This window comes from Streptosporangium sp. NBC_01469 (genome assembly GCF_036227305.1).
Taxonomy (GTDB): domain Bacteria; phylum Actinomycetota; class Actinomycetes; order Streptosporangiales; family Streptosporangiaceae; genus Streptosporangium.
Genome location: NZ_CP109465.1, coordinates 4,718,058 through 4,730,458, shown reverse-complemented (window position 1 = coordinate 4,730,458; position 12,401 = coordinate 4,718,058). Strand labels below are relative to the sequence as shown.

General features: G+C 70.0%; 12 protein-coding genes. 5 read left to right on the top strand and 7 right to left on the bottom strand.

What is annotated here, in order from left to right; translation table 11 throughout:
* Window positions 1-46: 46 nt before the first annotated feature.
* Window positions 47-274 carry a DUF397 domain-containing protein gene (locus OG587_RS21110; RefSeq protein WP_329092864.1) on the bottom strand — a complete coding sequence of 76 codons (228 nt, stop codon included), beginning with the start codon at window positions 272-274 and terminating at the stop codon, window positions 47-49.
* Window positions 274-1,233 carry a helix-turn-helix domain-containing protein gene (locus OG587_RS21105; RefSeq protein WP_329092862.1) on the bottom strand — a complete coding sequence of 320 codons (960 nt, stop codon included), beginning with the start codon at window positions 1,231-1,233 and terminating at the stop codon, window positions 274-276. The genes OG587_RS21110 and OG587_RS21105 overlap by 1 nt, the downstream gene beginning before the upstream one ends.
* A 142-nt stretch (window positions 1,234-1,375) precedes the next feature.
* Here OG587_RS21105 and OG587_RS21100 point away from each other — a divergent pair, with 142 nt between their 5' ends.
* The gene (locus OG587_RS21100; RefSeq protein ID WP_329092860.1) at window positions 1,376-1,741 is read left to right on the top strand and encodes a hypothetical protein; all 366 of its coding nucleotides are present in this window, start codon (window positions 1,376-1,378) and stop codon (window positions 1,739-1,741) included.
* 632 nt (window positions 1,742-2,373) lie between these two features.
* Here the strand turns inward: OG587_RS21100 and OG587_RS21095 are convergent.
* Window positions 2,374-3,486: a hypothetical protein gene (locus OG587_RS21095; protein WP_329092858.1), complete on the bottom strand. Its 1,113-nt coding sequence runs from the start codon at window positions 3,484-3,486 to the stop codon at window positions 2,374-2,376.
* A 362-nt stretch (window positions 3,487-3,848) separates the two neighbouring features.
* On the bottom strand, window positions 3,849-4,316 hold the full coding sequence (locus OG587_RS21090) for a Dps family protein (RefSeq protein WP_329092857.1): 468 nt from the start codon (window positions 4,314-4,316) through the stop codon (window positions 3,849-3,851).
* 124 nt (window positions 4,317-4,440) lie between these two features.
* On the opposite strand from OG587_RS21090, the gene OG587_RS21085 reads away from it, so the two are divergent.
* Window positions 4,441-5,211 carry a helix-turn-helix domain-containing protein gene (locus OG587_RS21085; protein WP_329092855.1) on the top strand — a complete coding sequence of 257 codons (771 nt, stop codon included), beginning with the start codon at window positions 4,441-4,443 and terminating at the stop codon, window positions 5,209-5,211.
* The gene (locus OG587_RS21080) at window positions 5,208-7,562 is read left to right on the top strand and encodes a VIT domain-containing protein (protein ID WP_329092853.1); all 2,355 of its coding nucleotides are present in this window, start codon (window positions 5,208-5,210) and stop codon (window positions 7,560-7,562) included. The genes OG587_RS21085 and OG587_RS21080 overlap by 4 nt, the downstream gene beginning before the upstream one ends.
* A 185-nt stretch (window positions 7,563-7,747) precedes the next feature.
* Here OG587_RS21080 and OG587_RS21075 read toward each other — a convergent pair whose 3' ends face one another.
* Together OG587_RS21075 and OG587_RS21070 are read right to left on the bottom strand one after the other, a co-directional pair.
* Entirely contained in the window at window positions 7,748-8,725 is a 978-nt protein-coding gene (locus OG587_RS21075; RefSeq protein ID WP_329092851.1) for a hypothetical protein, read from the bottom strand.
* Window positions 8,722-9,213 (bottom strand): SigE family RNA polymerase sigma factor, encoded by a 492-nt coding sequence (locus OG587_RS21070; protein WP_329092849.1) that lies wholly within the window; start codon window positions 9,211-9,213, stop codon window positions 8,722-8,724. The genes OG587_RS21075 and OG587_RS21070 overlap by 4 nt, the downstream gene beginning before the upstream one ends.
* A 429-nt stretch (window positions 9,214-9,642) precedes the next feature.
* Here OG587_RS21070 and mmuM point away from each other — a divergent pair, with 429 nt between their 5' ends.
* Together mmuM and OG587_RS21060 are read left to right on the top strand one after the other, a co-directional pair.
* Window positions 9,643-10,515: a homocysteine S-methyltransferase gene (gene mmuM / locus OG587_RS21065; RefSeq protein WP_329092846.1), complete on the top strand. Its 873-nt coding sequence runs from the start codon at window positions 9,643-9,645 to the stop codon at window positions 10,513-10,515.
* A gap of 27 nt (window positions 10,516-10,542) precedes the next feature.
* On the top strand, window positions 10,543-10,929 hold the full coding sequence (locus OG587_RS21060) for an FGGY-family carbohydrate kinase (RefSeq protein WP_329092844.1): 387 nt from the start codon (window positions 10,543-10,545) through the stop codon (window positions 10,927-10,929).
* 177 nt (window positions 10,930-11,106) lie between these two features.
* Here OG587_RS21060 and OG587_RS21055 read toward each other — a convergent pair whose 3' ends face one another.
* On the bottom strand, window positions 11,107-12,384 hold the full coding sequence (locus OG587_RS21055; protein ID WP_329092842.1) for a rhamnulokinase: 1,278 nt from the start codon (window positions 12,382-12,384) through the stop codon (window positions 11,107-11,109).
* Window positions 12,385-12,401 lie beyond the last annotated feature (17 nt).

Sequence of the window (12,401 nt, the reverse complement as noted above, 5' to 3'; positions counted from 1 at the left end):
ACTTGGCTACGCCCGGAAGATCGATACGCCCATCCTTGCGGCGCGGTTACGCGATGGGGAAGTCGAACTCGCCGTCTTTGACGCCGCCGACGAACGCCTCCCACTCAGCCCGGGTGTAGACGATCACCTCGGCATCGGGACGACGACTGTGCCGTACGGCGACGCGCCCACTGCCGTCAGCCAGCGGACCGGCCTCGACACACTGACCACCACCATCGGCACTTCTGGTGCTGATGCGCCAGGCCACGCCTGCCAGTTCCTCAGGGCTGATCATCACGTACTCCTCCCGCTCGCTCGTCTGACACGGCCAACCGCAGCCCGGATGACGGTCGCGGACTCATCCGGGGTGAGAGCAGTGCTCCGTAAGGAATCGTACGCTCGCGCGAAGATCTCGGCGCCCTCCGCTTCGGTGTAGACAGCACCTCCCCGAGTCTCCACATAGGTCACGTCGGAGTAGGGCTCCGGCATATCGAAGATCGTGAAAGCGCCCTCGGGGCTGGCGTGCGCCCCGATAGCGAACGGCAGGACTCGAACGACCACGTTCGGCCTGGTCATGGCCTCAGACAAGTACTCCAGCTGGGCGCGCATCATCTGCGGTCCGCCGATCGTGCGGTGCAGCACAGCCTCGTCGAGGACGATCTCCAGGTTCGGGGCCGATTCGGCATCGAGTACGCGCTGCCGATCCATTCGAAACTCCACCCAGCGCTCGATCTGCTCGCCGGGAGCGTCGGCGGCACCCGCCGCGATGACCGCTTGGGCGTAGTTCCGGGTCTGGAGGAGGCCAGGTATGACCATCGCCGCATAGCAGCGAATCCCCTCGGTACGGGTTTCGAGCCAGGCGTGGTCGAACAGTCCACCGAGGGAGTCGTCGGCATAACCGTCCCACCAGCCCTTGCGCCAGATGTCGCGGCTGATCTGCTCCAACCCGTCGCGGACCTTCTGGTCGCCTACGCCGTACAAGTTGAGGAGTGCCAGCACGTCGGCCGCCCTCGCCGGGATGATGCCGGACTCCAACCGGCTGATGGTTCCAGCGTCACGTTGCAGGTAGTCGCCCGCCTGCTTGAGTGTCAGCTTGGCCGACTCGCGGAACTCCCTCAGGTGTTTGCCGAGCCACTGCGCCCGTAGCGTCGGTCCTCGCTTCGCGCCCATCGCCGTCTCCTTCGAGCTCGCGCCGCTTGCACTGTCGGCTAGTACCAGACAAACCAGGACAAGACCAACAACCTCATCAAGCAAGCTTGCGTCATCCTGAATTCGATGTCACGCTACCGAAGTAGCGGCGGTCACGCTACGCATTTATCCGAAAACACAGGGGAATCGGAGCGCGGCCGTCCACCGGATCTCCACTCAGGTTCAGCATCGGAAGGGAGTGCTCGACATGGAGCACCACACTGGTTCCGACCATGCCCCGGACTTCGGCGAGCGTGGCCCGCAGAACACGGATCACGAGCGCGCACGCACGCCGACCGGCAACCCCCCTCGCATGTTCGCCCTGGTCCAGGAGTTGTTCTACGAGGAGAACGAGGACGACGAGAGGGACGAGGAGAGCGTCACGGAGGTGGTGGCCTACGGACTGGCGTTGCCGTGCGGGACGGCGGCGACCGTCGGTGCGAACGGCCGCGACTTCGGCCGATGGACAAGCGCCCACAGTGCCGCGCGGCGGCTGCACTCCGACCTTGTCTGGTTCGGGGACAGCCGGCGGACGTCCGAGATCGAGCCGGGCAGCTACGAGACCGGCCCCTGACGCATCGGTTGATTCCTGCCATCGAGCTTCCCCCGTAGCCCGGACACCAGCGGTGTGGCATCAGGCCTCCGGGTCCGGCCGCCGGTGACGCCGCCTGGCCCGCGCCGCCGAAGGCCGCACACCCGAACCGTCGGCCTGCCTCATCGACGCCCAGGGCGTTAAGACCTCCACCAACGTCCCGACCACCCACCAGGGCATCGACACCGCCAAGAAGGTCGTCGGCCGCAAGCGCAGCATCGTGGTCCACCCCCTCGGACTACTGCCGGCGGTGCTGGTCACCGCCGCCCTCGTACAGAATCCGGTCGCCGGCACCACCCTCATCGACCAGATCGCCGCCACCCATCCCACCATCCGCAAAGCTGGGACTCATGACGTGATCCTTACCGGCACCTCTACTTTGGCGCTGGTGGCACCGACCCGGCTGGAGGGCCGTGTTCAGGTTTGCCTTGGTCGACCGGCCCATTTCCACGAGTTCATCGTCTGGACGTGCACGGCCCAACGGTGGCCGCCCGCGATCGTGATGCCTGCCGGGGGCGGCTTCCAGCCTGCCGATGCCGGGAGGTGGTGCCCTCCCGGCCGGTCTGGCCGACGGCCCACCGGCGGATGGGCTTCACCATCGATCCTCAAACTGGCTATTTTGGTACGTAGCCGTTCTGGTAACTGGTCCTGGAGTAGAGGTCCATGGAGTAGACGTCCCGGTCATGCTCCGGGATAAGGCCGGGCAGTCTGATGTTGGCCTCCTGAGGCATGCGCCTGAGCGCGTCTCCCAGTTGTCTCTGGACTTCCGCCATGAACGCGCGGGCGTCCTTGTCGTCGCCGTTCCAGATATCCGAGATCTCCCAACCGCCCTTGTTGACCACATGGTCAAAGCGGGACTGGGCGGTGCGCAGGACCTGCGCGCACTCCTCCGTCCCCCGCGCCACCTGGCCGTGGACGGCTGCCAGGCCCCGGATGTTCTCGTAGATGCTCCGAAGCGCCTCCTGTGCCTTGTCGGCATCGGCGCCCACCCAGGGGGCGTCGCGGATCTCCTGGGCCCGGTACATGAGCGCGTGCGCCGCCTCGGTCAAGCCGTTGGCGATGTCGGTGGTGCCGTTGGCGTGGCCGCTCAGGGCCTCGGGCTTACAGGACATCAGCATCTCCCGGAGCCGCTCCCTGCTTTCGTACTGGTACGTAGCGGTACGCTCGACATCCTCGATCGGGTTGAACCCCAACCCGAAAGCACCGGCCAGCTGGATCGTGTTTCCTTCCGGCCAGCTCATGTGGCCCGGGTAGGCGTTGCTCACCCGGTAGCGACCCTCGTCCTCGCGCTTTATTGGGTCTTCCAGTACATCCCAGTGAGGTGGACTCGCCCGCCAGGCGCCCTGGTCGACGAACTGGTAGTTCCGGCCGCTCGTGGCGACCAGGGCACCCGCCGCCGCGCATTCCGCCATCACGTCACCGACGAGACAGGAGAGATGCTCCCCGAACGTCAAGATCGTGACGAACGTGGCCCATGCCGGGTACCAGTCCATGGTGCCGGCGGTCACCTTTTCGCTGGGCAGCACCGGCGTGCGCAGCAGTTTGTAGACGTGGTCGAACTCGGTGATGAGCCTCCCGCCGATCGTCTGTAACCGCGTGTATGGGACCTCGACCCCGCCCCCGCCCCCGCGTTCGAGGCCGAGCCCCGGCCAGTAGTCCTGCCTCATGGGATAGGTCTCCCATTCCGACCACTCGTCCTCCAGGGTCGGCTGAGGCTCCCGAGGCATGGCTTCACCCTTCGCGCTTGTCGTGATCAAAGACGGAGTGTTACGAACAAGGCCTGACAGGAAGACGAAGATCGGATTAACGCTACCGGTCCGGACGCCGAACGATCAAGGCCCCCACTCGCCGGGCAAGGGCGGCACATTACTGCGCCGCCCTCCCCTCAGAACCGTGCGTGCAACTCGTCGCCGCACACGGCTCAAGCAAGCCCCACAGGGCGGTTCAGATCTGTGGAGCCAACCCCTTCCCGAGACGGTCAGGACAACGGCCAAGCCCCACCGAACCCCCACGTCACGAAGAGCGACCGGGGGCACAACACCAAAAGGACGCCCCGGCCCGTGACGGCCGGGGCGTCTCGAAAGACGATCTAGCGCTGGGCCTCGATCATCCAGTGGTGCTTCTCCAGGTCCTGCGTGATCTCGATGAGGAGGTCCTGGGTGACCAGATCGGGCTTCTCGGTGGCTTCGATGCGCTCGCGCATCCGGCGGATGATGGACCCGAGGATGTCCGTCATGGCGGCCACGACCTTGCCGTCGTTGATGTAGCCCGACTCCAGCTGCGGCACCTCACTGGTACCCGCGAGCGTGGAGGCCCGGCCGTCAGGGTTGCACCCGAGGGCCACCGCGCGCTCGGCGACGGTGTCCGCGTGCTTCCTGGCCGACGAAACGATCTTGTCGAGCTGCAGGTGCAGTGAGCGGAAGTTGTGACCGATCACGTTCCAGTGGGCCTGCTTGGTCAGGAGCGACAGGTCGAGCAGGTCGACAAGCGAGCCCTGGAGAACGTTGCCAACGACTTTCTTGTCTTCTGCCTTGAGCGGACTGGTGATCGCGGACATGGAATCTTCCCCCTGTTTCGAGCTTAGTTTCCCCTTTGGTACGAAATGTCCGTACCCACCTATCCGCCTTCCTATTCAGGCCATCAAGTTGACACTGTCATAGTTACAGTGTCACTATCGGGGCATGGAATGGACCATCGGTGAACTGGCTGAGCGGGCATCCGCGGCGCTGACCCCCACCGCCCAGCTCAACGGGCGGGTCAGGGACGTGCCCAACGAGCGCCTCATCCGCTGGTACTCCACGATCGGCCTCCTCGACCCCCCGTCGGCCCGCCGAGGCCGCGTCGCCATGTACGGCAGGCGCCACCTGCTCCAGATCGTCGCCGTCAAGCGGCGCCAGTCCGACGGCCGGACCATCGCCGAGATCCAGGCCGAGCTGGCCGGGGCCACCGACCAGACCCTGGAGTCGATCGCCCGCCTCCCCGGTCCCCCGCCGGAGCACACGACGGAGCCCTCACCGGGACACCCGCCCGCCCCTCCGGCCGAGACCGGCTCCCCCAGGACGGCGCGCCCGCGTTTCTGGGCCGGACCGGCCGCGGCCTCGGCGGCCACCGGCCCCGCTCCGCCGAAGCCACCCCCACCGCCCCCGGCCTCGCCCGGCAAGGCCCCATCCCCACCGGCCTCGTCCGGCAAGGCCCCGCCGCCTCCAGCCGAGACCGGCAAGGCCCCGCCCGCCCAGAAGTCACCGGACAAGACCCCGCCCCCACCACCGCCCGCACCGGGAGCCGTGATCGTCCACGGTGTGCGGCTGGCGAACGGCGTGACGCTGATGCTCGACACGGGCGGACACGCCCCCACACCCGACGACCTCGCCGAGATCGCCGCCGCCTCGGAGGGGCTCCTGTCGCTCCTCCGCGAACGCGGCCTCACACCTCCGGAAGGAATCCACGCATGATTACCTCGATCACAACGCTGCCGCCGGAGGAGTGCCACCCCGTCCCCGACGCCGGACTGGGGGCGCTCACCACCGAGCGCGGCAACCTGCCGCTGGAGAGCGTGGACGTGACCGCCGCCGTGTCCGGCCTGAGTGCCGGGGTCGAGGTGGTCCAGGGCTTCCGCAACCCGCACGACGTGGCGCTGGAGGCGACGTACGTCTTCCCGCTGCCCGACCGGGCCGCCGTGACCGCCTTCAGGATGGAGGCCGACGGCCGGGTCATCGAGGGCGTGCTCAAGGAGCGCGGCCAGGCCAGGGCCGACTACGACCAGGCGATCTCCCAGGGGAGGCGGGCCGCGATCGCCGAGGAGGACCGGCCGGACGTCTTCACCATGAGGGTCGGCAACATCGTGCCCGGCGAGCGGGTCACCGTGCACCTCACGCTGAACCAGCCGCTCCCGTACGAGGACGGCGCGGCCACCTTCCGCTTCCCGCTGGTCGTCGCCCCCCGCTACATCCCGGGCACCCCGCTGGACGGCGAGCGGGCGGGCGACGGCTGGGCCCCGGACACCGACGCGGTCCCCGACGCCTCCCGGATCACCCCGCCGGTGCTGCTGCCCGGCTTCCCCAACCCGGTCCGCCTGTCGCTGGCCGTCTCCGTCGACCCCGCCGGTCTGGAACTGCGCGAGGTCCGTTCCAGCCTGCACGTGGTCCAGGAGGAGGGCACCGTGATCCGCCTCCAGCCGGGTGAGCGGCTGGACCGCGACTTCATCCTGCGCCTGGCCTTCGACGCCTCCACCTCCCTCGCGCTGGTCCCTGACGAAAACAGCGAAGGTGAGGGCACGTTCACGCTGACTGTCGTCCCCGAACCTGCGCCCGCCGGGGCCGGGGCCAAGGACGTGGTGCTGGTGCTCGACCGCTCGGGCAGCATGACCGGCTGGAAGATGGTGGCCGCCCGGCGCGCCGCCGCACGCATCGTCGACACGCTCACCTCGGGTGACCGGTTCGCGGTGCTCTCCTTCGACACCGTCGTGGAGTACCCGGAGGGACTCGGCGAGGGGCTGTCCGAGGCGTCCGACCGCAACCGCTACCGGGCCGTGGAGCACCTGGCCAGGCTGGAGGCGCGCGGCGGCACCGAGATGCTGTCCCCGCTGGAGCGGGCCGTCGCGCTGCTCGCCGACTCCGCCGGGGACCGGGTGCTGGTGCTCGTCACCGACGGGCAGGTCGGCAACGAGGACCAGATCCTGGAGCGGACCGGCGCCGGGCTGGCCGGGGTGCGGGTGCACACGGTCGGCATCGACAGGGCGGTCAACGCCGGTTTCCTGGGCAGGCTCGCCGGGCTGGGAGGGGGCAGGTGCGAGCTGGTCGAGTCCGAGGACCGGCTGGACGAGGCGATGGAGCACATCCACCGCCGGATCGGCGCCCCCCTGGTCACCGACCTGTCCCTCAAGGCCGACGGGCTCGACCTGGTCACCGAGACGGTCAGCCACGTCGGCTCGATCTACTCGGGCGTCCCGCTCACCGTGCTCGGCCGCTACCGTGGCACCGCCGCCGGAGCGCTGACCGTACGGGGCCTGGCCGCCGACGGCTCGCCGTGGGAGCGGAGGGTCACCGCGTCCGTCGTGGACAACCCTGCCGTACGGGCGATCTGGGCGCGGGCGCGGCTGCGGGCCCTGGAGGACCGTTACGCGGCCGGTGACCGGTCGCTGGAGGCCGAGATCGTCGAGACCTCGCTCAGGTACGGGGTGCTCTGCCGGTTCACCGCCTTCGTGGCGGTCGACACGCAGGTGGTCGCCGAGGGCGGTCCGGGACACCGGGTGATCCAGCCGGTGGAGCTGCCCAGCGGCTGGGAGAGCCCGGTCACCGCCGCGCCGATGATGCTGACCTCGATGGCCTTCGGGAGCGCGGCCCCGGCCCCTCCGCCGATGGGGCCGCCCGGGATGGCCCCTCCCGGCGCCGCGCCGAAGTTCGCGGCGAGCCCGGCCGTCGGTGGCATGTCCCAGGAGTCGGCGGCCGGAGGCTTCGACGACCGCGCCCGGATGCTGCCCCGTCCCGTGCCGGCGGGGGCTCCCCCGAGGGGAGGCGCGCCGCAGGCCAGGCCGCAGGACCCGCCGAGGGAGCAGCTCGCCGAGGAGCTGAAGCGGCTGCGCGCCGCGGCGTCCCTGCCCGCCGCCGAGCGGCTGCGCCTGCTGGAGGACCTGGGCAGCCGTCTCGCGGCCCTGGCCGTCTACCTCGGCGGCCACGCGGAACTGGCCGCCCTGGCGAGCGAACTGCAGGCCGGAGGGGACGTGGACGCTCTGTGGCGGCGGGCCGTGGAGGTCCTGGAGTCCCTGACGGGCTCCGCCAAGCGGCGCCCCTTCTGGAAGCGATAGTCTCCCCGCCCCCGCAACAGGGAGCGGATCAGGACACTGCGGCAGCCGCGACCCGGGGCCGACGCGACCAGCCCTGGGGCGGTCTCGTGACCGTTCGAACGGTCACGAGACCGCCCCAGGGCGCGAAGACCACGCTTCGGGCCGGGCCCCGGATCCGTCGGCGGGCGGTCTCACCGTCACCGTCTCTACGGTTCGACGGTGACGGTCCTCGTTGGAATCGGTTCCGTCGGTGCGGTTGTTTCCACCTGGTCGTCCGGTTTGACGGTGACGGTCCTCGTCGGAGTCGCCTTCGGCGGTGCGGTCGCGCCCACCCGATCGTCTGGTTCGACGGTGACGGTCCTCGTCGGGATCGGCTCCGGCCGTGCGGTCGTGCCCGTTCGATCGTCCGGTTCGACGGTGACGGTCCTCGTCGGGATCGGCCACGGCGGTGCGGTCAGACCTGCCCGGTCGTAGACCCCGACCTCCCACCGCCCCGGCCGCCGCCCGAGTTCGGCGGTCAGCCGTTCGATGACCCCGGGCCGGAGCAACGCCGCCATCACGTACTTGCCGTCACACAGCCCCAGCTCCTTCCTGGCCACCTTGCAGCCGTCATACGCGGTTCTGAGCGGACCGGCACGGCGGGTCGACCTGTCACCGGGCAGAACCCAGACCTTGAAGCTCTGCGGCCGCTCCAACCAGTCGGGGCTCGCCGATTCCTTGTTGCTGGAGACGTTCGCGCCGTCCTTTCCACAACTGCTGACCGAACCACCACGAGCCGACCGGATCACCACCAACGCCTTCGGATCAGCGCATACGACCTTGTACGAGGTGTAGAGGCTCAATGGCTGGAACGTGACCGTCGTTCCGGCGGGCATGGTCGTGGAACCGTACGACGCGATCAGGGGGGCCGAATAGGTGGGCGTTCTGTTCTCGGGGGGCAGCGCGGACGACGGGGAGACCGCCGCCGTCATCGGCGGCTTCTTCTCCACCGGTTCCAGGCCCGTCCAAAGCCCCTGGGCCGGGAAGGCCACGGTGATCGCGGCGGCCCCCGCCAGCGCGACGCCCGCCACGGCCCTGCGCCGCCTGATCCCGCGCCCCCGCCGCACGATCTCCCGCATGTCGGGAGGGCCGCCGGGGACGCGTTCGGCCAGCACCGCGCGCAGCTCTTCTTCGGTGTGGGTCATCGTCGTACTCCCGTCATCTGCATCTCCGGGTGAACGCGGAGATGTCTCAGCGCCCGGCCGAGCTGGGTCTTCACCGTGCCGAGGGAACAGCCGAGCACGTCGGCGCACTGCGCGAGCGTGAGCTCCTCGAAGTAGTGCAGGACGATGACCGCGCGCTGCCGCCTCGACAGGCCGCCGATCGCCTTCCAGAGCACGTGGCGACTGCCGACCTCGGCGGTGAAGTCCCGCGGATCGGCGCGCTCGGGAAGGTGCTCGGCGGGCACCTCGTCGCGCCACTTCCTGCGCCACCAGGAGGCATGGGTGTTGACGATGATCCGGTGCACGTACGGGTCGGGATCGCCCTCGATTCGCCGCCACGCCACCCATGCCTTGGCCAGCGCCGTCTGCACGAGATCCTCGGCGGTCGCCCTGTTCCCCGTGAGCAGATACGCCGTATGTCGGAGCCGCTCGTAACGCGTCGCCACATAACCGTCGAACCCGTCGTCCATTCGCGATCTCCGTCCTGAAGCCTCACAGGCATCTACTCGGTGGCGAGCCGGTTCGGACGACAGCGGGATGCGATGAGTGGACCTGCCTTCCGCCGTTTCACGGGAGCGAGGCGGAGTCCACGGCGCGGCGGGCACGGCGGAGCGGTCGTCGGCGCGACGGCCTTCGCGAATACGACGCCCCTCGCACGGACGCGGACCATGACAGCCTTCACAAGTACAGCCCTCGCACGAGCGCGGACCATAGCGGCCTTCCCCGGGTACGGCCCTCCCACGGGCGCGGATCGCGACGGCCTTCGCGGATACGGCCTTCGCGCGGGCGCGGATCACCGTACGCGACGAAGATGCCCGCGGGGCCGATATGGGACAGCGCGGGGACGAGGGCGTGAAGAGCGGGGTTCCATCCCCGGCCGCTACACATAAAGTAGCGGGATGGTGATTCTGGACGGCGGCCTGGCCACCCATTTGGAGGAGCTGGGCGCGGACCTGCGAGACGACCTCTGGTCGGCGAAACTCCTGTTGGAGAACCCCTCTGTGATCCGGCAGGCGCATCTCGACTACTTCGCCGCGGGTGCAGAGGTGGCGATAACGGCGAGTTACCAGGCGAGCATCCCCGCTTTCGTACGGCGGGGCCTGAGCGCCGCCGAGGCCGAGGACCTCATCCTGCTCTCCGTGCACCTGGCCGCCCAGGCCAGGGACGCCCACGGCTCGGGCACCGTGGCCGCCAGCGTCGGCCCGTACGGCGCATACCTGGCCAACGGCGCCGAGTACACCGGCGACTACGACCTCGACGAGGACGGCCTGACCGACTGGCACCGCGACCGCTGGCACATCCTGGCCGACAGCGAGGCCGACCTGATGGCCTGCGAGACCATCCCGTCCTACACCGAGGCCAGGGCGCTGAGGCGGCTGCTCGCCGAGACACCGGGGATGCGGGCGTGGGTGAGCTTCTCCTGCCGCGACGGCGAGCACATCAACGACGGCACCCCGCTCAAGATGGCTGCCGGTCTTTTCGCCGGGAACCCCCAGGTGATCGCGATCGGCGTCAACTGCACGGCACCGCGCCACGTGCTCAGCCTGATCTCGCAGATCAAGGGCAAGCCCACCATGGTCTACCCCAACTCCGGCGAGGTCTGGGACTCGGCGAACCGGCGCTGGCTCGGGCTGGCCGACCCGGTGGAGTTCGGAGAGGCCGCGGCCGGGTGGACCGCCGCGGGCTCCGCCTTCGTCGGCGGCTGCTGCCGTACCACCCCGGAGCACATCCGCCAGATCCGCGCCCACCTCACGGGGGCGGGCGCCCCGTGAGGCCCTGACCGGCCACCGCGCGGGCCCGTGCCGGAGACCCGCGCCCGGATCGTCCGCTGCGTGATCGACTCCCTGGCGCTGGCCCACCGGGCGGCGATCGAGGACGCCCGGCGGCTCACCGGCCGGGCGGTGGACACGATCCACATCGTCGGGGGAGGCTCACACAACGCGCTGCTCTGCCGGCTCACCGCCGACGCCTGCGGCCTCCCCGTGGTCGCGGGGCCCGTCGAGGCCACCTCGATCGGCAACGTCCTGGTCCAGGCCAGAGCGGACGGGGTCGTCTCCGGAACCCTCGCCGACCTGCGCGCCCTGGTCCGGCGCACCCAGCACCTGGAGCGTTACGAACCTCGTCCCGATGCCGGGATCCCGTCCACGGAGACGCTGCTCGGCCGGCCCGTTCCCGCCGAAGGGTGAGTCGGACGTGCAGTCTGTTTTCGCCTAGGGGTGAGCGGGCGTCCGACCTTGGTTCCCACTGACAGGTGCCCGGCTTGATCCCGCTGAGGGCAAGCGGGTATCCGGCCTGTTCTCACCGGAGGGTTGGCAGGTGTCCGCTACCGGATCCCCCGAGATGTGCGGCAGGGGATCCGGCGGCTACGGGCATGGGACGCGGGTACGGCGGCAGAAGTCGGCGATGCGTCCGGGCATGTCACCGGGCGTGCGGAAGATCGGGTCGTCGGCGTCCACGACCGACCGGAACGGCTCCTCCCGGGCGGCCTGCCGGAGCAGCCCCTCCAGATCGACCCGCCCTCCCGGCGCCTCGGCAGGCGAAGCCCCGGCGGGCGGCCCTTCGAGCGACCCGGCGGACGCCCCCGTGGACGGCTCGGTGGACGATTCGGTCGACGCCCTGGTGAACGACCCGGTGGACGGCTCCGTGCCGGGCGGGATCTCCGCCGGAGCGGTCTCCGACTCCCAGGTGCGGATGCACTCCTGCAACAGCCACAGCCCGGTGACGTTGCGGAGGTAGCGTACGGTGCCGTCGATGCCCGCCTCGTTGGTGAAGTTGGCCCGCCGCCCCTCCTCACTGATCATGGGCTGGTCCAGCTCGACGCCGACCAGCGACCAGGTGCCGCAGGAGATGTAGGCGAACCGCTCACTCCTCGCGGGGACCGCCGCCACCGCGGAGGCGGTGTCGTGGGAGCCGACCGCGATGACCCGGGTGTCCGGGGAGAGCCCTATCTCGGCCGCGACCTCCGGCGCCAGCGGGCCGATCACCTCGCCGGGACGCCGGATCGGCGGCAGGACCCTGGCCGCGGGGCCGAGGCCGCCCACCAGCGCGGTGTCCCACCGGCGGGTCCTGGCGTCGAGCAGCTGGGTGGTGGAGGCGTTGGTCAGCTCCGCGCCGACCTGCCCGGTCAGCCAGTACGCGATCAGGTCGGGAATGAGCAGCAGTGTCGAGGCCGAGGACAGCCGGGGCTCCACGGCGAGCTGGTGGATGGTGTTGAACGGCTGGCGGGCGATGCCCGTGCGGGCGTACAGCTCCTCGAAGGGGACCTGGCTGGCCGCCTTCTCGGTACGGGCGTCACGGTAGTGGACGGGGTTGCCGAGCAGCGCGCCACTGTCGTCCAGGAGCCCGTAGTCGACGGCCCAGGAGTCGATCCCGATGCCGTCGACGTGGCCCGCCGCGCGCAGGCCGTCCAGCACGCCCCGGTAGATCCGCAGGATGTCCCAGTACAGCGTGCCACCGGCCCGGACGGGCACGTTCGCGAAACGGTGCACCTCGCGCAGTTCCAGGGTGTCCGGTCCGATCTCGGCGACGACCACCCGGCCGCTCGACGCGCCGAGGTCGACCGCGGCGTACCGCCCGGTCCGCCCAGCCCGCCCGTGCTGTCCGGACCGCGTGGGCTGTCCGGTCCCCGGTGCCGGCTGCATACGATCCCCTCTCAGAA